The organism is Pseudomonas sp. MB-090624 (genome assembly GCF_003205245.1).
Classification (GTDB): domain Bacteria; phylum Pseudomonadota; class Gammaproteobacteria; order Pseudomonadales; family Pseudomonadaceae; genus Aquipseudomonas; species Aquipseudomonas juntendi.
This window is the reverse complement of sequence record NZ_QJRK01000010.1, coordinates 42,905-69,047: the sequence shown is the minus strand read 5'-3', so window position 1 is coordinate 69,047 and position 26,143 is coordinate 42,905. Positions and strand designations below refer to the sequence as shown.

General features: G+C 63.2%; 25 protein-coding genes and 1 tRNA gene. 13 read left to right on the top strand and 13 right to left on the bottom strand.

Annotation, left to right across the window (positions count from 1 at the left end):
* Positions 1-2: 2 nt before the first annotated feature.
* Positions 3-467 (bottom strand): transcriptional regulator NrdR, encoded by a 465-nt coding sequence (gene nrdR / locus DMX12_RS07600; RefSeq protein WP_009685710.1) that lies wholly within the window; start codon positions 465-467, stop codon positions 3-5.
* Positions 468-573: 106 nt separating this feature from the next.
* On the opposite strand from nrdR, the gene DMX12_RS07595 reads away from it, so the two are divergent.
* Genes DMX12_RS07595 through trxA form a run of 3 tightly spaced genes read left to right on the top strand, consistent with a single transcriptional unit; the run spans position 574 to position 2,590 of the window.
* Complete coding sequence (locus tag DMX12_RS07595; protein WP_110676907.1) at positions 574-1,026, top strand: YbaY family lipoprotein; 453 nt, start codon at positions 574-576, stop codon at positions 1,024-1,026.
* A complete protein-coding gene (locus tag DMX12_RS07590; protein WP_009685708.1) occupies positions 1,027-1,686 on the top strand; it encodes a methyltransferase in 660 nt (219 codons plus the stop codon).
* A 31-nt stretch (positions 1,687-1,717) separates the two neighbouring features.
* Positions 1,718-2,590, top strand: a complete 873-nt coding sequence (trxA, locus tag DMX12_RS07585; RefSeq protein ID WP_009685707.1) for a thioredoxin — start codon at positions 1,718-1,720, stop codon at positions 2,588-2,590.
* A gap of 136 nt (positions 2,591-2,726) precedes the next feature.
* Here the strand turns inward: trxA and DMX12_RS07580 are convergent, their stop codons facing one another.
* Complete coding sequence (locus DMX12_RS07580; protein ID WP_110676905.1) at positions 2,727-3,071, bottom strand: hypothetical protein; 345 nt, start codon at positions 3,069-3,071, stop codon at positions 2,727-2,729.
* 128 nt (positions 3,072-3,199) lie between these two features.
* On the opposite strand from DMX12_RS07580, the gene DMX12_RS07575 reads away from it, so the two are divergent.
* From DMX12_RS07575 to DMX12_RS07555, 5 genes are all read left to right on the top strand, one after another.
* Positions 3,200-3,781, top strand: a complete 582-nt coding sequence (locus tag DMX12_RS07575; RefSeq protein ID WP_110676903.1) for a DUF2796 domain-containing protein — start codon at positions 3,200-3,202, stop codon at positions 3,779-3,781.
* A gap of 1 nt (position 3,782) precedes the next feature.
* Positions 3,783-4,493, top strand: coding sequence for an ABC transporter ATP-binding protein (locus DMX12_RS07570; RefSeq protein ID WP_110676901.1), 711 nt, complete (start codon positions 3,783-3,785; stop codon positions 4,491-4,493).
* Positions 4,493-5,758, top strand: a complete 1,266-nt coding sequence (locus DMX12_RS07565) for an ABC transporter permease (protein WP_110676899.1) — start codon at positions 4,493-4,495, stop codon at positions 5,756-5,758. The genes DMX12_RS07570 and DMX12_RS07565 overlap by 1 nt, the downstream gene beginning before the upstream one ends.
* 108 nt (positions 5,759-5,866) lie before the next feature.
* Positions 5,867-6,379 carry a DUF3299 domain-containing protein gene (locus DMX12_RS07560; RefSeq protein ID WP_033690955.1) on the top strand — a complete coding sequence of 171 codons (513 nt, stop codon included), beginning with the start codon at positions 5,867-5,869 and terminating at the stop codon, positions 6,377-6,379.
* 109 nt (positions 6,380-6,488) lie between these two features.
* Positions 6,489-7,172, top strand: a complete 684-nt coding sequence (locus tag DMX12_RS07555; RefSeq protein ID WP_009685701.1) for an OmpW family protein — start codon at positions 6,489-6,491, stop codon at positions 7,170-7,172.
* Here the strand turns inward: DMX12_RS07555 and DMX12_RS07550 are convergent.
* Positions 7,160-8,365: an MFS transporter gene (locus DMX12_RS07550; RefSeq protein WP_110676897.1), complete on the bottom strand. Its 1,206-nt coding sequence runs from the start codon at positions 8,363-8,365 to the stop codon at positions 7,160-7,162. The genes DMX12_RS07555 and DMX12_RS07550 overlap by 13 nt on opposite strands.
* 101 nt (positions 8,366-8,466) lie before the next feature.
* On the opposite strand from DMX12_RS07550, the gene DMX12_RS07545 reads away from it, so the two are divergent.
* Positions 8,467-8,910: a helix-turn-helix domain-containing protein gene (locus DMX12_RS07545; protein WP_110676895.1), complete on the top strand. Its 444-nt coding sequence runs from the start codon at positions 8,467-8,469 to the stop codon at positions 8,908-8,910.
* Between the two features lie 469 nt (positions 8,911-9,379).
* Here DMX12_RS07545 and DMX12_RS07540 read toward each other — a convergent pair whose 3' ends face one another.
* Positions 9,380-10,312: an NAD-dependent epimerase/dehydratase family protein gene (locus tag DMX12_RS07540; protein ID WP_110676893.1), complete on the bottom strand. Its 933-nt coding sequence runs from the start codon at positions 10,310-10,312 to the stop codon at positions 9,380-9,382.
* Positions 10,305-11,189 (bottom strand): sugar nucleotide-binding protein, encoded by an 885-nt coding sequence (locus DMX12_RS07535; protein WP_110676891.1) that lies wholly within the window; start codon positions 11,187-11,189, stop codon positions 10,305-10,307. The genes DMX12_RS07540 and DMX12_RS07535 overlap by 8 nt, the downstream gene beginning before the upstream one ends.
* Positions 11,190-11,425: 236 nt before the next feature.
* Here DMX12_RS07535 and DMX12_RS07530 point away from each other — a divergent pair, with 236 nt between their 5' ends.
* Entirely contained in the window at positions 11,426-12,487 is a 1,062-nt protein-coding gene (locus tag DMX12_RS07530) for a TauD/TfdA family dioxygenase (protein ID WP_110676889.1), read from the top strand.
* A 22-nt stretch (positions 12,488-12,509) separates the two neighbouring features.
* Positions 12,510-13,286, top strand: coding sequence for a TSUP family transporter (locus DMX12_RS07525; RefSeq protein ID WP_110676887.1), 777 nt, complete (start codon positions 12,510-12,512; stop codon positions 13,284-13,286).
* Between the two features lie 82 nt (positions 13,287-13,368).
* Here the strand turns inward: DMX12_RS07525 and DMX12_RS07520 are convergent, their stop codons facing one another.
* Positions 13,369-14,178: a helix-turn-helix transcriptional regulator gene (locus DMX12_RS07520; RefSeq protein ID WP_029885046.1), complete on the bottom strand. Its 810-nt coding sequence runs from the start codon at positions 14,176-14,178 to the stop codon at positions 13,369-13,371.
* A gap of 178 nt (positions 14,179-14,356) precedes the next feature.
* Here DMX12_RS07520 and DMX12_RS07515 point away from each other — a divergent pair, with 178 nt between their 5' ends.
* Both DMX12_RS07515 and DMX12_RS07510 read left to right on the top strand, forming a co-directional pair.
* The gene (locus tag DMX12_RS07515; protein WP_110676885.1) at positions 14,357-15,799 is read left to right on the top strand and encodes a sodium:alanine symporter family protein; all 1,443 of its coding nucleotides are present in this window, start codon (positions 14,357-14,359) and stop codon (positions 15,797-15,799) included.
* A gap of 71 nt (positions 15,800-15,870) precedes the next feature.
* Positions 15,871-16,857 carry an asparaginase gene (locus DMX12_RS07510; protein ID WP_054904984.1) on the top strand — a complete coding sequence of 329 codons (987 nt, stop codon included), beginning with the start codon at positions 15,871-15,873 and terminating at the stop codon, positions 16,855-16,857.
* 36 nt (positions 16,858-16,893) lie between these two features.
* On the opposite strand, the gene DMX12_RS07505 is transcribed toward DMX12_RS07510, so the two are convergent.
* The 7 genes from DMX12_RS07505 to fdnG all read right to left on the bottom strand — a co-directional run bounded on the left by DMX12_RS07505 (position 16,894) and on the right by fdnG (position 26,101).
* Positions 16,894-16,989, bottom strand: a tRNA-Sec gene (locus DMX12_RS07505).
* 6 nt (positions 16,990-16,995) lie between these two features.
* Positions 16,996-18,918: a selenocysteine-specific translation elongation factor gene (gene selB / locus DMX12_RS07500; protein ID WP_110676962.1), complete on the bottom strand. Its 1,923-nt coding sequence runs from the start codon at positions 18,916-18,918 to the stop codon at positions 16,996-16,998.
* The gene (selA, locus tag DMX12_RS07495; RefSeq protein WP_009685690.1) at positions 18,915-20,342 is read right to left on the bottom strand and encodes an L-seryl-tRNA(Sec) selenium transferase; all 1,428 of its coding nucleotides are present in this window, start codon (positions 20,340-20,342) and stop codon (positions 18,915-18,917) included. The genes selB and selA overlap by 4 nt, the downstream gene beginning before the upstream one ends.
* 162 nt (positions 20,343-20,504) lie before the next feature.
* On the bottom strand, positions 20,505-21,425 hold the full coding sequence (gene fdhE, locus DMX12_RS07490) for a formate dehydrogenase accessory protein FdhE (RefSeq protein WP_110676883.1): 921 nt from the start codon (positions 21,423-21,425) through the stop codon (positions 20,505-20,507).
* Positions 21,426-21,429: 4 nt separating this feature from the next.
* Positions 21,430-22,086, bottom strand: a complete 657-nt coding sequence (locus tag DMX12_RS07485; RefSeq protein ID WP_009685688.1) for a formate dehydrogenase subunit gamma — start codon at positions 22,084-22,086, stop codon at positions 21,430-21,432.
* Positions 22,083-23,033 carry a formate dehydrogenase subunit beta gene (gene fdxH / locus DMX12_RS07480; RefSeq protein ID WP_009685687.1) on the bottom strand — a complete coding sequence of 317 codons (951 nt, stop codon included), beginning with the start codon at positions 23,031-23,033 and terminating at the stop codon, positions 22,083-22,085. The genes DMX12_RS07485 and fdxH overlap by 4 nt, the downstream gene beginning before the upstream one ends.
* Positions 23,033-26,101, bottom strand: coding sequence for a formate dehydrogenase-N subunit alpha (gene fdnG, locus DMX12_RS07475; RefSeq protein WP_146226816.1), 3,069 nt, complete (start codon positions 26,099-26,101; stop codon positions 23,033-23,035). Before fdnG ends, fdxH begins: the two co-directional genes overlap by 1 nt.
* Between the last annotated feature and the right edge of the window lie 42 nt (positions 26,102-26,143).

Here is a 26,143-nt window from a genome sequence, read left to right as displayed (position 1 = left end):
GTTCACTCTTTGGCCGGCTCGCGGGCCAGGCGGTCGATTTCTTCACGGAACTCGTCGAGGTCCTGGAAGCGTCGGTACACCGAGGCAAAGCGGATGTAGGCCACCTCATCGAGCTTGCGCAGCTCGGCCATGACCATTTCACCCACCACCAGCGACTTGACTTCGCGCTCGCCAGTGGCACGCAGGCGGCTCTTGATGTGCGCCAGCGCCGCTTCCAGGCGCTCGACGCTGACCGGGCGTTTTTCCAGCGCCCGCTGCATGCCGGCACGCAGCTTGTCTTCGTCGAAAGGCTGGCGCGTGCCGTCTTGCTTGATCAGCCGGGGCAGCACCAGCTCGGCGGTTTCGAAGGTGGTGAAGCGCTCGCCACAGGCCACGCATTCGCGGCGGCGGCGCACCTGCTCGCCCTCGGCGACGAGGCGAGAGTCGATGACCTTGGTGTCGTTGGCACCGCAAAAGGGACAGTGCATGGTGGCAGGCAACAAAAAAAGGGAGGGCCATGGTAGCGCATTGCACTGGCAAGACAAGCCAAAGGGGTTAACATCCATGGGAAATCTGCCCGTTAAGGACTCCTCCATGCACTACCGAGCGCTCGTCGTGCTGTGCTGCGCCGCCCTGCTCGCCGCCTGCGGCAGCGACAGGCCGAAGACCGATACCTCCGTTGCGCCGGCACCGGCCCGCGTGGCCAAAACCACCGAAGCGCCCGGCCCGCTTCCGGCCTACCAGCGCGAGTTGAGCGGCACTTTGCTGGAAATCCCGGCCGGCGCCGACGTGGAACTGGCGTTGCTGGTGATCGACGAACGCGACCGCCCGCAGCGCCTGCTGGCCAGCAGCAACCTGACCGCTACCGGCCAGGCCCTGCCCTACCAACTGCGCTTCAACCCCGAAGCCTTCCCGGCCGGCGCACGCGTGGAATTGCGTGGCCGCGCCAGCCGCTCCGGCCAGCTGATCATGCACCTGCCGCCGCTGCGCATCACCCAGGCGCAGACCCAGGCCACCGGGCCGCTACGTTTCGAGAAGGCGCCCTGAGTGGCACCGCTCGCCCTGCAGCAGGCCCTCAGCGGCCTGATCGGTGAAGCGCGGCTGGTCGTCAGCGAACTGCCCGGCTGCGCCTTGAAACTGTGGCTGATCGACGACCAGAACATGGACCGCGCCTTCAGCAGCGACGAAACCCGGCGCATTCTCGAAGACCCGCCCTACTGGAGCTTCTGCTGGGCCAGTGGCCTGGCCATGGCCCGTTACCTGGCCGAGCGCCCGGAATGGGTGGCCGGCAAGCGGGTGCTGGACTTTGGCGCCGGGTCCGGCATTGCCGGCATCGCTGCCGCCCGCGCGGGTGCCCGGGAGGTGGTGGCCTGCGACCTGGACCCACTGGCCCTGCAAGCCTGCCGCGCGAATGCCGCGCTGAACGGGGTGCAACTGGGCTACAGCGACGACTTCTTCGCCGAGGACGACCGCTTCGACCTGATCCTGGTCGCCGACGTGCTGTACGACCGGGCCAACCTGCCGCTTCTGGATGCTTTTCTTGGCCGTGGTCGCCAGGCCCTGGTGGCCGACTCGCGGGTACGCGACTTCAGCCACCCGCTCTATCAGCAGCTCGGGGTACTTGAAGCGCTGACCCTGCCCGACCTGGCCGAGCCGCACGAATTCCGCCGGGTCAGCCTGTACCACGCCAGCCGCGACACCTTATAGTGGTGGTATTCACGAGTTTGCGAGAAGCGCAATGAGCCAAGACACGCCTTACATTTTCGACGCTACCGATGCCACCTTCCAGCAGCTGGTGATCGAGAACTCCTTCCACAAACCGGTGCTGGTGGATTTCTGGGCCGAGTGGTGTGCGCCATGCAAGGCACTGATGCCCTTGCTGGCGAAGATCGCCGAGGGCTACCAGGGCGAACTGCTGCTGGCCAAGATCAACTGCGACGTGGAACAACAGGTGGTCGCCCAGTTCGGCATTCGCAGCCTGCCGACCGTTGTGCTGTTCAAGGACGGCCAGCCGGTGGACGGCTTTGCCGGTGCCCAGCCGGAATCGGCGATCCGCGCCATGCTCGAGCCGCACGTGCAAATGCCTGCCGCACCGCAGGCATCGCCGCTGGAACAGGCCAAGGCGCTGTTCGCCGAAAGCCGTTTCGCCGAAGCGGAAGCGCTGCTGCAGGCCCTGCTGGGTGAAGACAACAGCAATGCCGAGGCACTGATCCTGTACGCCCGTTGCCTGGCCGAACGTGGCGAGCTGGGGGAGGCGCAGGTGGTACTGGACGCGGTCAAGAGCGATGAGCACAAGGCCGCACTAGCCGGCGCCAAGGCCCAGCTGACCTTCCTGCGCCAAGCGGCCAGCCTGCCGGAGGTGGCGGAGCTGAAAAGCCGCCTGGCTCAGAACCCTGAGGATGATGAAGCCGCCTACCAGCTGAGCGTCCAGCAGTTGGCACGCCAGCAGTATGAGGCGGCGCTGGAAGGGTTGCTGAAGCTGTTCCAGCGTAACCGCAGCTATGACAATGGGCTGCCGCAGAAGGCGATGCTGCAGGTCTTTGAACTGCTGGGTGGCGATCACCCGCTGGTTGGGGTTTATCGTCGCAAGCTGTCGGCGGCGATGTTCTAGCCCAAAAGCATTGCGAGGGCTTCGCCCTCGTTCGCGGGCACGCCCGCTCCCACAGGATACCCACCGAACTCGAGACTGGTGCAATACCTGTGGGAGCGGGCATGCCCGCGAAGAGGCCAGCACAGGCAATACAGGCTTATCCCACCCAGTGATAAACCGGCGCGTCCACGCCGCTTTCCACCTTCACATCACTGCTGTGCCGCAAGCGCACCAGCAATCGCTTGCCCGCCGCCGTGCTCCCCGCCAACCCTTCCAGCCGGTCCAGCAACTGCGGCCCGCTCATTTGCCCGGCAAGGCGCAATACATCACACGCTGCTACCCATTGCCCGTCATCCTGGCGCGGCGCCGCCACGGTTTGTGTTGCTGCGGCCTGCGCTACCACCGGTACATCAATCTGCCGCCCCAACTGCGCCCACTCTTCAGGCTCAAGCTCGATGGTCAGGTCCACCGGCCATTCCCCAATCTGTCCACGAATTCTCACGATGCATTCCTTGAGCAAGGTCGATGGCCCATGCTACCCCAAGATGAAACCTGCGCCATGCGGGCTGGCAGGACGCAGAAAAGTTGTTATAACATAACCCAATCATCCAGCCCGCCCCGGAGCCTCCCATGCGTCGCCTGTTGCTCGCCCTGCCCTTCGCTTTGCTGCCACTGGCCGTGGCCCATGCCCACGAAGACCCTGACCATGATCACGACCACGCCCATGGCACCCTGGGCGCGCATGAACACGGCGTGGCCAAGCTCAATGTCGTGCTCGACGGCAATACCCTGGAACTGGAGCTGGACAGCCCCGCCATGAACCTGGTTGGTTTCGAGCACGCTGCCAGCAGCGACGCCGACAAGGCCAAGGTTGCCGCGGTGCGCCAGCAGCTGGAACAACCGTTGAAGCTGTTCGGCCTGGCCTCGGCAGCCGGCTGCAAGGAAGACCAGCAAGCGCTGGAAAGCCCGTTGTTCGGTGACGCCGCCAAAGCGGACGACGACGGTGACGAGCATGAGAAGGGCCACATGCACAGCGATATCAATGCCCACTACCAGCTGACATGCGCCAGCCCGGAGAAACTCACCCAGCTGGACCTGGCTCCCCTGTACAAAGCCTTCCCAGCCACGCAAAAAATCAACGTGCAGCTGATCGGCCCCAACGGCCAGAAAGGCGTTGAAACCTCGCCCGCCAAGGCCATGGTCGCGTTCTGAGATGAGTCAGGCACTGATTGACGTGCAGGACCTGGTGTTCGCCTGGCCCGGCCAGGCGCCGCTGCTGGACATCCCGGCGTTTCGCCTGCAAGCCGGTGAGGCCCTGTTTCTCAAAGGCCCCAGCGGCAGTGGCAAGACCACCCTGCTGGGCCTGCTGGGCGGGGTGAACCGAGCGGACCAAGGGCGAATCCGGCTGCTTGGCCAGGACTTGGCCGCGCTGGGCCAAGGTGCACGCGACCGGTTCCGCGTCGACCACACCGGCTATATCTTCCAGCAGTTCAACCTGCTGCCCTTCCTGTCGGTAAGGGAGAACGTCGAACTGCCATGCCGCTTCTCCCGCAGCCGGGCGGAAAGGGCCATCCAGCGCCATGGCAGTGTCCACCAGGCGGCAGGCGAACTGCTCGCCCACCTGGGGCTGGGCGACCCGGCACTGCTGGCGCGCCGTGCCGACAGCCTGTCGATAGGCCAGCAACAGCGGGTTGCCGCAGCCCGCGCGCTGATCGGTCAACCCGAGTTGGTGATCGCCGACGAGCCGACCTCGGCGCTGGACGCCGACACCCGTGAGGTGTTCATCCGCCTGCTGTTCGATGAGTGCCGGGCCGCTGGTGCCAGCCTGCTGTTCGTCAGCCACGACCAGAGCCTGGCGCCGCTGTTCGATCGCCACCTGTCGCTGGCCGAACTCAACCGTGCCGCCAAGCCCGTGGAGGCCTGATGTACCTGCTCCGCCTTGCCCTGGCCAGCCTGGCCAACCGCCGTTTCACCGCTTTTCTCACGGCCTTTGCCATCGCCCTGTCGGTATGCCTGCTATTGGCCGTGGAGCGGGTGCGGACCGAGGCCCGTGCCAGCTTCGCCAGTACCATCAGCGGTACCGACCTGATCGTGGGCGCGCGCTCGGGCTCGGTGAACCTGCTGCTGTATTCGGTATTCCGGATCGGCAACGCCACCAACAACATCCGCTGGGACAGCTTTCAGCACTACGCCCATGACCCACGGGTGAAGTGGGCGATTCCGATCTCGCTGGGCGACTCGCACCGCGGCTACCGGGTAATGGGCACCACTGCCGACTACTTCAAGCATTACCAGTACGGCCGCAAACAGCACCTGCAGCTGAGCCAGGGCCGCGAATTCGCCAGTGACCCGTTCGAGGTGGTACTGGGTGCCGAAGTGGCCGAGGCACTGCATTACAAACTGGGGGACAAGCTGGTGCTGGCGCACGGTGTGGCCGCAATCAGCCTGGTCAAGCATGACGACAAACCGTTCACCGTGGTGGGCGTGCTCAAGCGTACCGGCACACCGGTCGACCGCACCCTGCACATCAGCCTGGGCGGCATGGAGGCGATCCACATCGACTGGCACAATGGCGTGCCGGCACGTGGCGCCGGGCGCATCAGCGCCGAGCAAGCACGCAGCATGGACCTGCAACCTGCCGCCATCACGGCGTTCATGCTGGGCCTGAACAACAAGATCGCCACGTTCAGCCTGCAGCGGGAAATCAACGAGTACCGCAACGAACCGCTGCTGGCGATCCTGCCTGGCGTTGCCTTGCAGGAGCTGTGGAGCCTGATGGGCACGGCCGAACAAGCCTTGTTCGTGGTTTCGCTGTTCGTTGTGCTCACGGGCCTGATCGGCATGCTCACGGCCATTCTCACCAGCCTCAACGAACGCCGCCGGGAGATGGCGATCTTGCGTTCCGTAGGGGCCAGGCCGTGGCATATCGCCGGGCTGCTGGTGCTGGAGGCGCTGTCACTGGCGGCAGTCGGCATCGTCGCCGGGCTGGGCTTGCTGTATGCGGGTATCGCCCTGGCACAGGGGTATGTACAGGCCAACTATGGTTTGTACCTGCCGCTGGCGCTGCCGAGCGCTCATGAATGGAGCTTGCTGGCTATCATCCTGGGGGCTGCACTGCTGATGGGCAGCGTGCCAGCGTGGCGCGCCTATCGGCAGTCGTTGGCCGATGGCCTGTCCATACACCTATGAGTGCGCGTAATGATCAAACACCTCACCGCCTGCTTCGCGGGTAAACCCGCTCCTACATCGGGTCGCGTTCCCCGTGTAGGTGCGGGTTCACCCGCGAAGAAGCCGGCACTGCGAACGCTGCTGATCCTGCTGCTTGCGGCAGCGATGCCGCTGTGGGCGGCCGAACCCAAGGAGCTCGACTGGCCAGCGCTGATCCCGGAAGGCGCCCCGGTCATTCCACCGCAACTCACCCCCTTGCACGACATGTCGCAATTGAGCAACGCCCTGGCCGCCGAGTCTGCGCCAGCAGCCCGGCAGCAGGCGCCGAACGCGCCGGTGGTGAAAAGCCTCGATGGCCAGCAGGTCAAACTGCCCGGGTATATCGTGCCGCTGGAAGTCAGCGAGGAGGGGCGCACCACCGAGTTTCTGCTGGTGCCTTACTACGGCGCGTGCATCCATGTGCCGCCACCGCCCTCTAACCAGATCGTGCACATTTTCAGCGAAATGGGCGTGCGCGTCGAAGACCTTTATCAACCCTACTGGATCGAGGGAAAGATGCAGGTCAAAGCCTCCAGCAGCGAACTGGCCGATGCCGGCTACCAGATGGAAGCCGAAAAAATCTACGCTTATGAGCTGAAGTGAGCGCTATTACCGGTTCATGAAGACGCTTCGTTGAGCTGGGTCAAACATTCTGTTTAGACCCATCCGTACCATTGGACTACTCGATTATTAACGTCCTCTGGGAGCTTCCATGAACAAGTCCTTGCTCGGGGCCGCATTCGCGGCACTGGCCTTCGCCGCCCCTGTTGCCCACGCCCACCAGGCGGGTGATGTCATCGTTCGCGCCGGTGCAATCACCACTGCGCCGAATGAGAGCAGCAGCGACCTGAAATTCGACGGCAACAAGGTTTCGGGCACCAAGGCGACACTGGACAGCGACACCCAGCTGGGCCTGGCCTTCGCCTACATGCTCACCGACCACGTTGGCCTGGAGCTGCTGGCGGCTACGCCGTTCAAGCACACCGTAGGCGTAAAAGGCCTGGGTGGCGGGCTGGACGGCAAGCTGGCCGACATCAAGCAACTGCCGCCAACACTGTCGCTGCAGTACTACCCGATGGAACCGAACTCCAAGTTCCAGCCGTATGCCGGCGTGGGTATCAACTACACCCTGTTCTTCGATGAAGACCTCAGCAGCGCCCGCAAGCAGCAGGGCTTCAGCAACCTGAAGCTACAAGACTCGGTAGGTATCGCCGGCCAGTTGGGCATGGACTACATGCTCACGGACAACCTGCTGGTCAACGCCGCGGTCTGGTATGTGGACATCGACACCAAGGCCAGCGTCAACGGCCCCACCGCGCTGGGCTACAGCAAGACCAAGGTCGACGTGGATGTCGACCCATGGGTGTACATGGTCGGCCTAGGCTACAAGTTCTGACCGGAACACTGCAGGGCGGCTCCGGCCGCCCTTGCGCGTTGCAGCCACAGCCAATAAGCCAGGGCCGCCGCGCTGATGGCCAGGCCCAGGCCGCACACCGCTACCCAACCCCAGTGCGCATAACACCAGTTCGCCAGCACCGCCCCCACCCCGCTCCCCAGCGAATAGCAGCACATGTAGGCCGCAATCAGGCGGCTGGCCATTTCGCCACGCCCGGCCAGCAACACCGTCTGGTTGGTGACATGCACCGCCTGCACGGCAAAATCCAGCATCAGCACGCCGAGGACAAACGCCATCACGGATTGCCCGAGCATGGCCGTGGGCAGCCATGAAAGCGTCAGCAGCAACAGCGCCAGCCCCGTGGTCCGCTCACCCTGCCCCTGGTCGGCCAAGCGCCCGGCACGCGATGCGGCCAACGTGCCCGCTACACCTGCCAGGCCGAACAGACCGACCTCGGTATGGCTGAACGCCAATGGCGCAGCGCTGAGGGGCATGACCATGGCACTCCACAGCACGCTGAATGCAGCGAAGATCAACCCGCCAAACACCCCACGCTGACGTAGCAGCCGGTCGTGCCGGTAAAGGCTGAACTGGCCGGCGATCAGTGCGCGGAAGCTGGTGCGATGCCGGGTTGCAGGCACGGCGGGCAAGCTGCGCCACATTACTGCGGCCAGCACCACCAACAGGCTTGCAGCCATCCAGTACACGCAGCGCCAACCTGCCAGGTCAGCCAGCCCGCCGGAGACCAGCCGCGCCAGCAAAATACCCAGTACCACGCCACTGGTGACGGTACCTACCGCCTGCCCTTGCTGACCGGGGGCGGCCAGGCTGGCAGCGTGCGCCACCATCAATTGCACCATCACGGCCATCAGCCCGGTGATGGTCAACGCCAGCAGCAACACCGCCCAGTTCGGCGCCATGCCGACCGCCGTCAGCGCCAGCGCCGAGAACAGCAGTTGGCCCAGCAGCAGGCGCTTGCGGTTCACCCGGTCACCCAGCGGCACGACCAACAGCAAGCCCAAGGCGTAGCCCGCCTGGGTCGCACCAACCACCCAACCAATCTGCTGCCGCGCTACCCCCAAGTCGGCAGCCATCGAGTCCAGCAACGGTTGCGCAAAGTACACCGTTGCCACCGCCATGCCGCTGGCAGTGGCAAGCAGTAGCGTTATCCAGCGTGTCAGTGAAGGTTGCATGGCCCGACCTCGTCAATCTGGTTTCATTTTGAAACTACCTGCTGGCTATTTAACAAACGTGGTTTTAATCTGCAACCAGTCATTCAGGACAAGGAGCCTCCATGCTCGATGCAAACAACGCGCAATGCCCCGTCGCCCGGGCCTTGGAAGTGCTGGGTGACCGCTGGGCGCTGATGATCCTTCGCGATGCCTTTGATGGCCTGCGTCGCTTCAGTGAGTTTCAGAAGAATCTGGGGCTGGCGAAGAACATCCTCGCCTCACGGCTCAAATGGCTGGTGGAAAGCGGTTTGCTGGAGCTGCAGCCAGCCTCGGATGGCAGTGCCTACAAGGAATATGTGCTGACTGGGAAAGGGCGCGCGGTATTTCCGCTGGTGGTGGGTTTGCGCCAATGGGGGGAACGGTATTTGTTCGAGGCGGGTGAAACGCGTTCAGCGCTGGTAGACGCCGCTAGCGGGCAGGGACTTGAACCGTTACAGGTGAGAAGCCTGGATGGGCAGATGTTGAACCCCGAGGACTGCGTGCGCAAGGTGGTGCGCCATGGCTGATCCCGGGGCTGCTGCGCAGCCCTGTCGCGACACAAGGCCGCTTGTGTCTTGAGAGAGGTTTAGAATTTTGAGTGAGAGCGGTGAATGACAAGCTGAATGCCGCAGGTGCCTAGAGCACGAGTAGGAGCAGAAGCTGTCATTCACCGCAATCCCCGCAGCGAACACCCCTGTGTGAGTTTTCCTGGTGCGACTCAATGCGATGCTCAGGGCTGGCGATCCTTGGCTGGATCTGGTGTTGCCTCAGCCGAAGAGGGTGTAGATCAACAGCCAAAATGCAGGACTCGAAGATCACACGGTTCCTGTGGGAGCGGGCGTGCCCGCGAACACCGGCGCAGCCGGTGCCAGACACCGCGTCGCCTGCTTCGCGGGCACGCCCGCTCCCACAATGAATCGCGCAGGCTTTTCAAATTTCGAGAAAGACAGTTGCTCCTACAGGCCGTGCAGGCAGGGCATCGCTTGGCCCGTGACTTCAGCTTTTACCCAGTAGCCGGGCCAGCCCCTCGACCATCGGCGTAGCCTGCGGGAATGCAAACCGCGCCAGCAAGCGCTGGTTATCGGCCCGCGAATGGCGAATATCACCGGCACGCGCCGCCGCGTAGGTCACCGCTGGCAAGCTGCCCACGACTTTCTGCAGCGCCGCGAGCATCTGGTTGATCGACGTTGCCTGGTTGAGGCCGATGTTCACCGCACCCTCCTCGACCTGCGGCTGCTCCAGTGCCTGCACCATCACTTGCACCAAGTCGCCTACATACAGGAAATCGCGGGTCTGCTCGCCATCCCCGTACACGGTGATCGGCAGGCCCTGCACAGCACGCTCGCAGAAGATGCTGATAACCCCGGAATAGGGCGAGGACGGATCCTGGCGAGGCCCGAAAATATTGAAGAAGCGGAACACCACCGGCTCCAGCCCGTGCTGACGGCGGTAGAAGTCCAGGTATTGCTCACTGGCCAGCTTGTCCACGGCATAGGGCGTCAGCGGTGCCTTGGGCGTATCCTCGGCGATCGACTCGCCCTCGCCATTGTTGCCATACACGGCGGCACTGGAGGCGAACACCACCCGGCGCAGACCGTGCACGCGCATGGCTTCACAAACATTGAGGGTGCCGATGAAATTGCTCTGGTGGGTACGCACCGGATCTTCGACCGAGGCCTGCACCGAAGCCACTGCGGCCAGGTGCACCACGGCACTGCAACCTGCCGCAGCCCGCATGACCAGAGCAGCATCGGCGACATCGCCTTCGATCAGTTCCAGCCCTGGGTGGTCGACCTGCAGGTTGTCCCGCCGGCCAGTGGACAAGTCATCGAGAATGCGTACGGCGTAGCCTTTGTCCAACAACGCATCGCACAGGTGGGAACCAATGAAGCCGGCACCGCCGGTGATCAGGATGGGGGCATCAGCCATGGCGGTAGAAACGGTCCAGTAGGGGCGGCAAGCCGGCGCGCCAGGCACGCGGCTTGATGCCAAAGGTATGAAGGATTTTCTTGCAGGCCAATACGGCATGCTGCGGCTCTTCGCTGGCATCCGGCCGGGCGGCATGCGCTTGCGCCGTGGGTGCCTGCACTGCCAGCTGGCGATATTGGCCGGCCTCGGCCAGGATCGCCTGGCCCAACACCAGCGGCGTGGTCGCCTCGTTGCCGGCGTAATGGTAGGTGCCCCATAGCGGCGCGTTGCAATCGAGTTGCTTGAGCACAGACAGGATCACCCGGGCCGCATCGTCCACAGGGGTGGGGTTGCCGCGCCGGTCATCGGCCAGCAGCAACTCGGCCGGTTGCTCGGCACGGGTGAGGAAACGACCGAGCGAGCCATCGATGCTTTCGTCCAGCAACCAGCCAAAGCGCAGCAGCACATGTTGCGGGCACGCCGCACGCACGCTCTGCTCGATCCGCCACAAGGCCTGGCCACGCAGCCCCAGGGGTACGGGCTCGTCCTTCTCGCTGTAGGCAGTGGCCCGCGAGCCATCGAATACCCGGTAGCTGGAAGGCTGCACCAGGGTGATCTGGTGGTGCTGGCACAGCTCTGCCAGCCGCTCGACTGCCCGCTCCTGCTGCGCCAGGCGCGGCTCGCTGACCGACTCGGCCTGGAACCAGTCGAAGTAATAGGCCAGGTTCACCAGGGCATCGGGGCGATGGTCGTCAAGCAACTGGGTCAGGCTCTCCGGCGTCCAGCCGTTCTCGGGCGGGCGCGGCGCCAGGAATGCGATGTCCTCCTCGGCCCCAAGACGAATCAGCGCTTGCCCGAGGGCATTGCCACCACCCAACAGCATTAGGCGCATACGCATAGAGTCAGCAGATCCGGAGAGGTTGATTAAGGAAAGTGGGTCATTTTGCGGTTTCCGGGCGGGGAAGTCCAACCCTGGGGCGGAGGTGGATACGTAGGGCTATTCCTACCACTGCCGAGGACATTCCTCACATGACCAAGGGAGCAGGTCCTGCATCACTGCGTAAGATTCTCTGGCTAAATTAACGGCGAACTCACAAAAAGTTCCACCTCCCCCTACATACAAGGAAAAAAACAATGATAGGGAACGTGCCTCAACGATCGACTGAGGTCATCCAGTTCGAGCTCAATGACCAGCAAGCCAATTTTCTGGACTGCGCAGCCCGCCAAGTCGGTGCGATGGGTGGCCCAGATGTAGCAGGTAGCGCAAAAACTTCCATCTTCCATGCACAGGCACTGATGCGATTAATGGGTCGCCCGCAACGAGATCTGCTCGAACTTTTCAGCAACGGAAAAGCAGCCGCCATTGAATTCACAGGAATGCGAGAGCCCGAGCAAGACCCTGCGCCAAAATTTCTTCCGCCAATAGATATAATCTGCAATGAACCAACAACTCTTTATTTGAGCTCTCGAAGTCAGATTCTTTTGAGCCTTGTCAACTATAGATCATTCGCTTTCGACATAGACAATGAAAGCAAGCAGATAAGAATCGTAGGGAACTTCAAGGGTGGCGGTGCAGTGGGCCTACCCAGTGAGACCGGAAGTGTCACAGCGGAGCTTAGTTCTCATTCTGGGCTTGAGCTTGGGCCACACACGGAGCCCCCTTACAACTGTTCGATCAATGCCGAAAACGGGCACTCTCCAGCACCCAGCGCCTTGATTCTGACGGCCCGATGGAACCCATCCCAAGAGCCGACAAAATTGATACCGGTACGCAATGTAATTGCAAAACTGAACGGCCTTGAAGCACTGGCGCTTTCATCGAAATCATTCTGTTTCAGTCGCAGTGAATGTTTCGTCAAGGACGACAGCGAGGACATGCTAGAACACTCCATCATCCAGTTCGACCCTCGAGGTGACTTCACCTTGCGCTACAACAGTTATCGGTACTCTGTGCACGAAAAAGCTAGCCAATTGGCGCGCCAATCCTACTGGTCATTGAAAGATCTATTGAATCAGGCAGATTGTTACGAATTCGTTCTGCAGCCCACCTCTGCGCTGTTAATCAACAACAGCCAGGCCCTGCATGCACGCGACACAATCAAAGATAACAGGCGACTACTGATCAGGCTGTTTGGGTATTCGCCAGATGCGCAGCCATTAATCCTGCAGCAAGACCCGTTGATAGTACGTGGCTAGTGAAAATGGAGCACAATTGAAAATGGATTCGATCTATATAGCGCTAGCAGCCGTCGCGCTGTTTGCCGGTTTCTTCGATGCGATAGCAGGCGGCGGCGGACTCCTCACTCTTCCCGCTCTATTCATCGCAGGCATCGACCCATTGGCAGCAATGGCCACTAACAAATTTCAAGCTTCCTCAGCCAGTGCGTCAGCCGTCTGGGCGTTTGCTCGAAAACGAATGATCGATTGGCGAGCAGACTGGCCTATGGCCTGCCTATCCTTTACTGGAGGCGTCACTGGCGCCATGTCAATCAGCATGCTCGACAGGTATGTCCTGGAATCTGTCGTTCCCATCATGCTGATCGCGGTCGCCGCCTACTTTGCGTTCACTCCCACGCTGAGTGGTCAGGAGCGCAAGCAACGGCTGTCGAGCGTTGCATTCACACTGGCGGTAGTGCCAGCCATCGGCTTCTATGACGGTATTTTCGGGCCAGGTACCGGTTCATTTTTCATGGTCGCATGCACCCTGCTGCTGGGACAGCCGCTCATGCAAGCAATTTGCAGAAGCAAACTCCTGAATGCTTGCTGCAACCTGGGAGCCCTGACCGTGTTTGCATGCAGTGGGGCGATCGTCTGGCCTTTGGCATTGATAATGGCCGTGTCCGCCATCATTGGTGCGCAGCTGGGCGCGCGGTGTGCGCTCCACTTCGGGCCGCGGCTGGTGAAACCGCTGCTGATCGCCGTGTGCTGCCTGATGGCAACCAAGTTGATGCTCAGTACTGGTCATCCGGTGGCGCAATGGTTGCACCGCCTATGAGTACTCAGCGGGCCTGAATTCAATTCCAGTCATCGGTCAAACCGATAGAGCGGCAGTGGCATGCCGAGTACAGCCATCCTGTCTATTCAATCTCAAACAAACTGTTGCGCAACGGCCCCACGCTCAGCCGTTCCCTGACGTCATCATCTATACGCGGATCATCCGGGCGGTACAGTTTGACCTGTCGGTAGGCATTGATGCGATTGATCTCCTCACCCAGGTACTCCCACACCACCCGTGTGCAGGCCGGGTTGCGCCGGTCGCCGCTGGAAACCCCGGCCTTCAGGCCGTTCAGGCGGGTGATCCGGCTTTTGAAGCTGGGAATCAGGATGGTCTGGCTCATTTCGTTGAAGGTCAGCGACTCGTAGTCGATGAGGAATACCCGGTCCTGCAACTGAAACGCCGCGCCCAGATAGCGACAACGGACTTCAGCATGCAGGTCCGTGGCGCTGGAGCGCTCCTGCCGCTCCTGGCGCTCGAACAGAAAACGCCCCCGCTCTTCCCACAGGTGCACCAGCGACACCAGGATCGTGCCAGGCACCGACATGCAGTTCGAATACTCGAAGTAATAACCGCAATAACGCGACAGGTTGCCGGCGTGCTCATGCAGCGGGCGGAACAGTTCACTGATCGGGTCGCTGGGTTGTTCGGCCAGGGTCGAGACGCGGGCACCGATCAGGCGGGCGAACTGCTCGGCAGGCAGGTTCAGCTCGTAATCCTCGACGCCAAAGAAATCACCGATGCGTTTCAGGTTGAAAGCCGTCGGACGGCTCTGCCCGCTGAGGTACTTGTTGAACTGCGCTCGGTTGATCGAGAGCTGGCGGCAAACTTCGGAAATAGAGCGGTAGTGGCTGCAAGCCAGTTTGAGGTTGGTAGCGAAATGCTCACTCATGTACGGAATCCAGGTGACGCGAATGACGCCATTGTAGCATCAAGTCGCATCAAGTCAGAGCAACCCGCGAAATTGTAACGACTCTTGTCATGGCCAACCATGCGCCCCAACGAATAGCGGTGCGCCTGCCGTCCGCTGATCAATCCACACGAAGAATAAGAATCGAGGTCATTTTCCAATGCTCGAAGCACTCAACGATTTCCTCTCGGGGAAACTCCTCATCGTGCTGATCGTCGGTCTCGGCGGTTACTTCACCATCCGTTCGCGGTTCGTACAGTTCCGCCATTTCGGCCACATGTTCGCCGTGTTCAAGGAATCGCTGCGTGGCCAGGCAGGCCAGTTGAGCTCCTTCCAGGCCCTGATGCTGAGCCTGGCTGGCCGCGTGGGCGCCGGTAACATCGCCGGGGTCGGCATTGCCGTGACCCTGGGCGGCCCTGGCGCGGTGTTCTGGATGTGGGTCACTGCCCTGGTCGGCATGGCCAGCAGTTTCTTCGAATGTACCCTGGCCCAGGTGTACAAGCGCGCCGATGGCGACGGCTTGTACCGTGGCGGCCCGGCCTACTACATCCAGCATGGCCTGAAGCTGAAAAGCATGGCCATCGTGTTCTCGATCCTGCTGCTGGTGACCTACGGCTTCGCCTTCATCGGCCTGCAGTCGTACACCGTTACCCATTCGCTGCAAAATGCCTTCGACTTCAAGCCAAGCCACACCGGGCTGGTGCTGGCCGTGCTGTTGGCCATCACCTTCATCGGTGGCATCAAGCGCATCGCGGCGGTCTCGGACCTGCTGGTGCCGGTCAAGACCCTGGCCTACATCGGCGTGACCCTGTACGTGATCGGCACCCAGATCGACCACGTACCCGCCATGCTGGAAACCATCTTCAAGAGCGCTTTCGGCCTTGACCCTGCGTTTGGCGGCCTGCTCGGCAGCGCCATCGTCATGGGCGTGAAGCGGGGCGTGTTCGCCAACGAAGCAGGCTTGGGCAGTGCACCGAACGTTGCGGCCGTGGCGGCAGTGAAACACCCGGGCGCGCAGGGCGTGGTCCAGGCCTTCAGCGTGTTCCTCGACACCTTCGTGATCTGCACCTGCACCGCACTGCTGATCCTGCTGTCGGGCTTCTACACCCCAGGCTTCGAGGGCGACGGCATTGTCCTGACCCAGAACTCGCTGGCCGCGGTGGTGGGTGACTGGGGCCGCGTGTTCGTCAGCGTTGCGCTGTCGCTGTTCGTGTTCACCTGCATTCTCTACAACTACTACCTGGGCGAGAACAGCCTGCAGTTCCTCAGCCGCAACCGCGTGGTACTGATGGTGTTCCGTGGCCTGGTACTGGCGCTGGTGGTGTGGGGTTCGATGCAAGACCTGTCGACCGTGTTCGCCTTCGCCGACATCACCATGACCTGCCTGGCCTTCGTCAACCTGATCGCCCTGGCCCTGTTGTTCAAGATTGGCCTGCGGGTGATGCGCGACTACGACGACCAGCGCAAGGCCGGTATCAAGCAGCCAGTGTTCGATTCGACCAAGTTCGCCGACCTGGACCTGGACCGCAACGCCTGGCCAGCCAACCCTCAGCTGGAAACAGCCGCTGACAAAGCAGCCGTCCAGGCCCAGCCACAGCGCTGATATCCTGCCCTGCCCAAGCCGCCCCGTCCGTGGGCGGCTTTTTTCTCCGCTCACCGCCACGGATGCTTTCCATGCGTGCAGTCAAGAATCTTCTCGTTCTCTATACCGGTGGCACCATTGGCATGCTCGAAACCCCGGAGGGCCTGGCACCGGCCGGCGGTTTCGACGGGCGGATGCGTGAACACTTCGCGCAACTGTCCGATGCCCCCCAGCTGCAGTGGACCCTGCAAGAGCTGAACCCGCTGCTGGACAGCGCCAACATGCAACAGCACAACTGGCTGGCCATGCGTGACGCCATCGTCACGGCGGTGGACGCTGGCCATGATGGGGTGCTGGTGCTGCACGGCACCGATAGCCTGGCCTATAGCGCGGCTGCCTTGTCGTTCCTGCTGCTGGGCTTGCCCGTGCCGGTACTGCTGACCGGTTCGATGCTGCCGGCCGGCGCCCCCGACAGCGACGCCTGGCCCAACCTGTGTGGCGCGCTGCGCCTGTTCGAACAAGGGCTGGAAGACGGCGTGCAGCTGTACTTCCATGGGCAGCTGGTGCACGGTTGCCGGGCTACCAAGTTGCGCAGTGAAGCGTTCGATGCGTTCGTTGCCCTGCCGCGGCATCGCGACAGCCAGCGTGCGGCAGCCATCCCGGCCGAGCTGGATTACCGCCAGCCGCGCCAGCCGGTCAACCTGGCGGTAGTGCCCGTGTTCCCGGGGCTGCAGGCCAGCCATCTGCAGGCCTTGTTGGGCAGCGGCGTGCAGGGCTTGCTGCTGGAGTGCTATGGCAGTGGTACCGGGCCGTCGGATGACCTGGCGTTGCTCGAGGTACTGCGTGCAGCGCGCCAGCGCGGGGTGCTGCTGGCGGCAATCAGCCAATGCCCTGAAGGCTCGGTGGTATTCGATACCTATGCGGCAGGCAACCGACTGCGTAGCGCGGGCCTGGTCAGTGGCGGCGGCATGACCCGCGAGGCAGCGCTGGGCAAGATGGTTGCGCTGCTGGGTGCAGGGTTGGATGTGGAATCAGCAGAACGCTGGTTTGCCCTGGACCTGTGTGGGGAGCGGGCGTAGGCGCTGCCCGCAACTCGCCCGGGCAAGAAAAGAAGATGGCGGAAGGCAGCGGGAGTCGAACCTGCCCGGGAACGGCTGCCGTCCCCAACCGGGTTTGAAGCCCGGCCGCGCCACCGGGCGCGATTGCCTTCCTTGAACTCAGTGCCTGGCGTACTGTTGGGCCAGGGCGCTGTCAGCGCGAATGTGACGCTGCTCGGCCACCCTGCGGGTCAGGCCGATGCGGTCGAAGTATTCCAGAATCTGCACACTGCGCTTGCGACCGATGCCCAACATATCGCGAAATGCAGCAACCTGCACTACTGAAGTGCCAGCCGCCTGCCCCAGCAGCAGCTCTGCCATGCGCTGTAGCGTCGCTGCAGGGTAGAACAGGTCGCGCACCACCTGGTGCACCACGCCCAAACGCGCCAGCTTGCGCAACAACAAACGAACGTCGGCTTCAAGGCAGTTCTCTTCTGCCGCCAATGTCCTGACCCAGGGCGGGTCGAACTGCCCCGCCAGCAACCTGGGCTGCAGGCGCGCCCACAGTGCCTCGTCGGCTTCACTCAACTGGACCTTGTGATCCGGCAAATGCAGCCAGGGCCCACTGGCGGCAATCGCCCCTTCCTCTAGCAGTTCCTCAAGCAGGCTGACAAACGCAGGCCGCTCCAACGGCAGTGCTGTAAAGCGTCGCAGGCGGTCACGGTCGGGGCCCAGCTGATCGGGTTCTTGCTCGTGGAAGCGGGCAAGTTGCGCCAGCACCTGCCGTTTCAGCGCCTGCCACTGGGCGCTGGCGAACAGCAGCTGGCCCTGTCGCGTGGCCACCACCAACACGTTCGCCGGTAGCTGCCAGGTTTCGCGCAGGCGATTGAACTGCCGCTCCAGGCGCTGTGGGTCGATACCACCGGGCGCACTGGCCAGCAGTGCCGGCAGCGCCTGTTCCAGGCCCTGGGCATTCCGCAGCGCCTGCAGCTGGCGTAGACGCTCGGGGCTGCGGCGCTGGCGGCTGGGGGCAAACGGATCGAGTACCCTGCCGCCGCCCAAGGTGCGCTGAGCACGCTGGTCGCGCAGCACCAGGCGGTCGCCATGCACGGCCTGCAACGGCGCATTGAGCAGTAATTGGGCAAACATGCGCTGGCCGGCGGCCAGGGTTTCACCTTCCAGCAACGCAACACGGGCCGTCACGTCCTGGGTGCCGAGGTGCACATGCACGGCACTGAAGTGCTCGAACGCCCGCAGCTCGCCCGGCAGCAGGTTCAACTCGATATCCACCCGAACACTGGGCGCGTGCAGCCACTGCGGCAGCAGCCAGTCGCCACGGTGAACTTGCTCCGCGCTCAGGCGTTCGGCTGCGATATTGAGCGCTACTCGCTGGCCGGCCTGCGCTACCAACGCGGCCTGGTTTTGTGCATGCAGGCCCCGCACCCGCACCGCCTTGCCGGCCTTGCCCAGGACCAGGGTATCGCCGGCAATCACCCGGCCGGCCAGCGCCGTGCCAGTCACCACCACCCCCGCACCGGTAACGGCGAAGGCGCGGTCGATAGCCAGGCGAAAACCGCCTTGCGTACTGCGTTGCCGCACAGCGGTTTGCGCCTGCAGCAAGGCTTGGCGCAACGCGTCGATGCCCTCCCCGCCAAGGCTCGACACCGGGAACTGCCGCGCCCCGGCATAGGGCCCTGGCGCCAGCAGCTCATTGACCTGCGCCTGCACCTGGGCCAGGCGCGCCGGCTCGACGCGGTCGCACTTGCTGATCGCCACCAGTGCCTGGGGGATACCCAACAGCTCGATGATTGCCAGGTGCTCACGTGTCTGCGGCATGACGCCATCGTCTGCCGCCACCACCAGCAGCACCACGTCTATGCCATGGGCCCCCGCCAGCATGTTGTGGATAAACCGCTCGTGGCCCGGCACATCGATGAAGCCCGTCAGCGGCGCACCTTCGGCCAGCGCCGCGTAGCGGTAACCCAGGTCGATGGTCATGCCCCGTTCACGCTCTTCCTGGCGCAGGTCACCGGCCTGGCCGGTCAGTGCCTTCAGCAGTGCGGTCTTGCCATGGTCGATGTGGCCGGCGGTACCAACGATCACTGCACCGGCCCCAACTGCAACGCCGGCAATTGCGCCAGCCATTGGGCTTCGTCGTCCAGCTGGCGCAGGTCCAGCCATAGCGCGTCGTCGTCGATGCGACCAAGCACCGGCACTGGCAGGCCCCGCAGGGCCCGCTCCAGCACATGCAGGCTGCGCCCGCGCAACTTCTTCGACACCTGCGGGCGCAGGCACAGCGCGGCACTGGGCAGGCGCGCAACCGGCTGGCTGCCACTGCCTATCATGCCCAGCGCAGGTTCTACGCTGACGACCCATTGCGCACCAAGGCGGGCCTGGAGGTCTGGCAGCAGGCGTTCGGCCTGGGCCTGGATATCGGCCTGGCCGCGGGTCAACAAGCGCAAACTGGGCAGACGCTCGGCCAACCGGTCCGGGTTGCGGTACAGCGCCAGCACCGCTTCGAGTGCGGCCAGGGTGATCTTGTCGACCCGCAGCGCACGCTTGAGCGGGTTTTTCTTGATCCTGGCGATCAATGCCTTGCGCCCGACGATGATCCCGGCCTGCGGGCCGCCCAGCAGCTTGTCGCCACTGAACGTCACCAGATCGGCGCCATCAGCCAGAGCCTGGCGCACCGTGGGCTCGGCCGGCAGGCCCCAGCGGGTGAGATCGAGCAAACTACCGCTGCCGAGGTCTTCGAGCAGTGGCAGGTCATGCTGGTGGGCGATTCGCGCCAGCTCGGCGGTGGGCACCTGGGTGGTGAAACCTTGAATGCTGTAGTTGCTGCAGTGCACGCGCATCAGTAACCCGGTTCGCGGGCCAATGGCAGCCTCGTAGTCGCGGGCATGGGTGCGGTTGGTAGTGCCGATCTCGTGCAGCTTCACCCCGGCGCGGGCCATGATGTCCGGGATGCGGAAGGCGCCACCGATCTCGATCAGTTCGCCGCGCGAGATAATGCCCTCCTTGCGCGCACCCAGGCTGTTGAGCGCCAGCAGTACCGCCGCGGCATTGTTGTTGACCACGGTAACCGCCTCGGCGCCGGTCAGCTCGCGGATAAGGCCCTCGATCAGGTCGTCGCGGTCACCACGCTTGCCGCTGGCCAGGTCGAACTCCAGGTTGAGCGGGTAGCGGGCGGCGGTCTGCATCGCCTCGATGGCTTCTTCCGGCAGCAGGGCACGGCCGAGGTTGGTATGCAGCACGGTGCCGGTGAGGTTGAACACTCGGCGTACCTGGCTGCGTTGCTGGGCGGCCAGACGTTCGCCGGCGCGGCCCAGAAGGATCTCGAGAGACAGCTCGGCGGCACTGAGCTGGCCGCTGCGCGCGGGCTCCCGCAGGTCGTCCAGCAATTGGCGCAGGGCGCTCAAGACCGCATCGCGGCCGTGGCGGTCGATCAGTGGGAGGCAGGCCGGATGGCGCAGGAGGGTGTCGATGGACGGCAAGCGTGGGGTGTCGCTGGCGAGGCTGTTGGACATGCGGTACTACCTAGGATTGATCCGTCGTCGGTACTGGCCTGTTCGCGGGTGAGCCCGCCCCCACAAAAGCCTGCGCAGGTGTCTGATCCTGTACCAAGTCTTGTGGGAAGGGGTTTACCCGCGAAGCAGGCGACTCGGTTTTTCAGTGTAGACACTCACCCACTAACCGGGCGCAAGCATCAGGTTGGGCGCCAGGCGATGAAAACCTTCCTCGTCCAGGCGCATGTCCAGCGCAAGGCTGGCCAGGTCGTCGGCCAAGGGCTCGGCCGCTGCGTCGTTTTCGAGGTAGTTCTGCTTGAGGTAGCTTTCACACCCCGGGCAGCACTCGGCCCGCAGGGGCGCCTTGCCGGGTAAGTGGCGGTCATTCTCAAGGCTGGTATAGCGCAAGTCCTTGCTCGACTCGCAGTACACGCACTTGACCCGCACCACATGCCATTCACAGGCACACAACGAGCACACCAGATAGCGCAGGCCGTTGTGCTTGCCACGGTTGCGTACCACCCCGGCCATCGCCGGCGAGCCGCAGGCCGGGCACTGGGCCAGGCTGCCAGCGGGTTTGAGTTCAGGCGCCGGCAATGCCAGCAGCCAACTGGACCACGCCGCCTGCAACGCAGCCCCGAGCAATGGCACCAGTGCGGCCGGCACCGCGTCATACTGCCCTGCCAGCAACGCGAACCCCCAGCCTTTGCGCTGGTTGTCATCACTGCCACGCAGCACCTGCAAGGCCTCCGCCAACGGACCCTGGGGTTCGTCGCCAAAGTGACCGAGCAAGGCCTGCAACCAGACCAGCCAAGCGCCGTCACGTACCAGGCTGTCTGCCGCCAGCGGCGGCAAACCATGGCTTATGCACAGGCGCTGGCGCGCCTCAGCCACCGGCAGGGCGCCAGGGGGGTTATCCACAAGCTGCTGCTGCACACGGCACAACCGCGCAACCAGCCTCAGGTAGTCGCCCAGGGCATTGCCCTGGGCCAGCGTGTCCAAACGCGCAGCCCGCACTTCAAACAGGTTGGCCGGCGGCAGGTGCAGAAACGGCGGCATCACCGCCGACGCTTCGATCTGCCCAGGTTCGAGTATCGTGCTCAAGCGCTCATCCTTCTTTTCGTCCGTGATGACTCGGCGGCTTGTCGCCAGTCACTTCGCGGTACCACAGTTCATGGTGCTTGCGTGCCCAGGCGCGGCTTACCCAGCCGTGCAGCATGGCGCCAATCGAGCCTTTGATCCAGATACCGGCGTAGATGTGCACGATAATGCTGAGGATCAGCACGAAGGCCGCCAGTGCATGCAGCAACGCCGACAGGCGAATTACCTCGATGCCGAACCAGTGGCTGAAATACGCTCGCCAGATCACCACACCACTGACCAGCAAGACCAGCATGCACACCAGCAGGGTCCAGAACAGCAGCTTCTGCCCGGCGTTGTACTTGCCGATTGGCGGTACGCCCTCCTCCTGGTTACGCATTACCCGGTCAACCCGCCGCAGCCAGAGGCGATCATTCGCGGTGATGAAGTTGGCCCGCCAGAAGCGCACCACCAGGCCAACGAAGAACACGAACATCGCCACCCCCAGAAACGGGTGCAGGATGCGCGTCCACGGCCCACCGCCAAACAGGTTGCTGAGCCAGAACAGTGCCGGGTGAAACAGCGCCAACCCCGACAGCCCGGCGAGAAAAAACAGGATCGCCACCAGCCAGTGGTTGCTGCGCTCGTTGGCGTTGTAGCGCAAGATGGGTTTGTTGTCGTTCATGGCCGCTGCTCCCCTTGCCCACCGGGCTTGCTCGGATCATAGACATGCACTGCAGGGTCCACTGTCTGCACGCTCGGGTCGGCTGCGGCCGGGTGTTCGTCCTCCTCCACCCGCTGTGGCCCGACCCGCACATAGTGGAAGAACCCAGCCAGCACCGCTGCGCCCATCGCCAACAACGCCAGGGGCTTGGTAAAGCCCTTCCACAACCCTACCAGCGGGCTGATCACCGGCTGGTCCGGCAGGCCGGCATACAGCTTGGGGGTATCGGCATGGTGCAACACGTACATCACGTGGGTACCGCCGACGCCATCCGGGTCATACAACCCGGCGTTGTCGTAGCCACGCGATTTCAGGTCGACGATGCGCTCGGCGGCATGCACCTTCATCTCGTCCTTGGTGCCGAACACAATTGCCCCGGTCGGGCAGGTTTTCACACAGGCCGGCTCCAGGCCCACGGTCACGCGGTCGGAGCACAGGGTGCACTTGTACGCCTTGTGGTCTTTCTGCGAGATCCGCGGAATGTTGAACGGGCAGCCGGTGATGCAATAGCCACAGCCAATACAGTGGTCCTGGTTGAAGTCGACGATACCGTTGGCATGCTTGATGATCGCCCCTGGGCTTGGGCACGCCTTGAGGCAGCCTGGCTCGGCACAATGCATGCAGCCGTCCTTGCGGATCAGCCATTCCAGGTTGCCGTCGTCGCGCTCGTGCTCGGTAAAGCGCATCAGCGTCCAGGTCTCGGCAGTGAGGTCCTGGGGGTTGTCGTAGGTGCCGTGGTTGTGGCCGACCTCGTCACGCAGTTCGTTCCACTCCGAACACGCCACCTGGCAAGCCTTGCAGCCGATGCACTTGGTGGTGTCGATCAGCTTGGCGACTTCCTGCTGCTGGCGTACCGAGGGCGGCACGGTGGTGGTGGCCGAGCGGGCGATGATGTCTTGGCTGGCCATCAGAGTTTCTCCACTTTGACGAGGAACGACTTGGACTCTGGCGTCTGCGTGTTGCCGTCACCCAGGAATGGCACCAGGGTGTTGGTCAGGTAGCCATGCCGGGTTGCGCCGGTGAAGCCCCAGTGCAGCGGAATGCCGATCTGGTGCACGGTCTGGTTGTTGACCTGCAGCGGGCGAATCCGCTTGGTCACGACCGCCACCGCGTCGATATGGCCACGCTTGCTCGACACCCGTACCCGGTCGCCAGCCTTGATGCCTTTTTCATTGGCCAGCACCTCGCCGATCTCGACGAACTGCTCGGGCTGGGCGATGGCGTTGAGCCGGCAATGCTTGCTCCAGAAGTGGAAGTGCTCGGTCAGCCGGTAGGTGGTCGCCGCGTACGGGAATTCATCGTGCTTGCCGAGGGTGTCCCATACCGAGTCGAAGATGCGCCCGGCCGGGTTGCTGATCGCCTTCTTGTTCTGCGGGTGCAGCGGGTTGATGCCAATCGGCGTTTCGAACGGCTCGTAGTGCTCGGGGAACGGGCCTTCGGCCATCTTGTCGATGGCGAAGAACCGCGCCACGCCCTCGGGGTTCATGATGAACGGGTTCATCCCCGCCTCGGGTGGCGAGTCGACCTTGAAGTCGGGCACGTCGGTCCCGGTCCAGGTCTTGCCGTTCCACCACACCAGGCGTTTCTTTTCCGGATCCCAAGGCTGGCCTTGCGGGTCGCTGGAGGCACGGTTGTAGAGGATGCGGCGGTTGGCCGGCCAAGCCCAGGCCCAGTTCTGCACCTGGTGCATGCCGTACGGGTCGCTGTTGTCGCGGCGAGCCATCTGGTTGCCCTGCTCGGTCCAGCAGCCGGCAAAGATCCAGCAACCCGATGCCGTGCTGCCATCGTCCTTGAGTTGACCGAAGCCCGACAATTGCTGGCCAGCCTTGAGGGCTGCACCGGCAGCATCGGTGAGGTCGGTGACCGCCCAGCCGTTCATTTCCTTGGCCAGTTCCTCGGGGGATGGCTCATCAGCAATCTTGTACGGCCAGCTGATGTTCATGATCGCATCAGGGTAGGTACCGCCCTCGGTCTGGTAACGCTGACGCAGGCGCAGGAACAGCTCGCTCATGATCTGCACGTCGGTGCGGGTTTCGCCCGGCCCGTCGGCACCTTTCCAGTGCCACTGCAGCCAGCGGCTGCTGTTGACCAGCGAGCCATCTTCCTCAGCGAAGCAGGTGGTGGGCAGGCGGATCACTTCGGTCTGGATATTGGCCGTGTCCACGTCGTTGAACGGCCCCATGTTGCGCCAGAACTCCGAGGTTTCGGTGGCGAGCGGGTCCATGACCACCAGCCACTTGAGCTTGGCCAAAGCCGCGGTGACGCGGTTCTTGTCCGGCAGCGCGGCGATGGGGTTGAAGCCTTGGCACATGTAGCCGTTGACCTTGCCCTGGCCCATCATCTCGAACATGCGCAGCACATCGTAAGCCGGCACATCGAGCTTGGGCAGCCAGTCATAGCCCCAGTTGTTTTCAGCCGTGGCGTTGGCACCGTACCAGGCCTTCATCAGGCTGACATGGAACTTGCCGTAGTTCTGCCAGTAAGACAGCTGCCCCGGGCGCAGCGGTTTGGAGGCGCGCTTGTCGATATAGGCTGCGTAATCCTGTTCGGCATCGCCGGCCAGCGTCAGGTAGCCCGGCAGCGAATTGGACAGCAGGCCAAGGTCGGTGAGGCCCTGGATGTTGGAGTGGCCGCGCAACGCGTTGACCCCACCACCGGGCATGCCCACGTTACCCAGCAGCAACTGCACCATGGCGGCACTGCGGATGATTTGCGCACCGATCGAGTGTTGCGTCCAACCCAGGGCGTAGAGAATCGTCATGGTCTTGCCCGGTACCGAGCAGCTGGCGATCTCTTCCCAGACTTTCATCATGGCGTCCTGCGGCATGCCACAGGTCATGCTCGCCAACGCCGGGGTATAGCGGCTGTAGTGCTGCTTCATCAGCTGGAACACGCAGCGCGGGTGCTGCAGTGTGGGGTCGACCTTGGCGTAGCCATCCTCACCCAGCTCATAACCCCATCCGGACTTGTCGGCGTACACGCGCTTGGCCTCGTCGTAGCCGCTGAACAGCCCGTCTTCGAAGCCATAGTTCTCTTTGACGATGAACGACACGTCGGTGTAATTGCGCACGTATTCGTGCTGGATCTTGTCGTTGCTCAGCAGGTAGTTGATCAGCCCACCCATGAAGGCGATGTCGGTACCGGTACGGATTGGCGCGTAGTAGTCGGCCACCGAAGCCGTTCGGGTAAATCGCGGGTCGACCACGATAAGCCGCGCCTTGTTGTGCGCTTTGGCCTCGGTCACCCATTTGAAGCCGCACGGATGCGCTTCTGCTGCGTTGCCACCCATCACCAGGACCAGATTCGCGTTGGCGATATCTGACCAGTGGTTGGTCATGGCGCCACGGCCGTACGTCGGGGCAAGACTTGCCACCGTCGGGCCATGTCAGACACGTGCTTGGTTATCGAACCCCAGCATGCCTGTTGCGCGGATGACCTTGTGGGTCAGGTAGCCCGCCTCGCTGGAGGCGGCGGAAGCAGCGAGAAAACCGGTGGTGAGCCAGCGGTTGACGGTTTGCCCCTGGGCGTTCTTCTCGATGAAGTTGGCGTCACGGTCCTGCTTCATCAGGTCGGCAACGCGGTCCAGGGCCTCGTCCCAGCTGACCCGCACCCATTCCTGGCTGCCAGGCTTGCGCACCTCTGGGTACTGCAGGCGGCTCGGGCTGTGGATAAAGTCCAACAGGCCGGCACCTTTCGGACAGAGGGTGCCGCGGTTGACCGGGTGGTCGGCGTCACCTTCGATATGAATGATGTTCTGTTTGACGTTCTTGCCCGCATCGCCCTGGCTGTACAGGATCAGGCCGCAGCCGACCGAACAGTACGGGCAGGTATTTCGGGTCTCTTTGGTGTGCGCCAGCTTGAAGTGGCGCACCTGCTCGGCAAAGGCTGGCGTGGGGGCCATGCCCAACGCCGCCAGGCTCGAGCCTCCAAGGCCGATAGCGGCGACCTTGAAGAATTGCCGACGGTTCAGGTCCATCGTGCACTCCTGATCAGGTTTGGACGCACGAAACATTGCCGG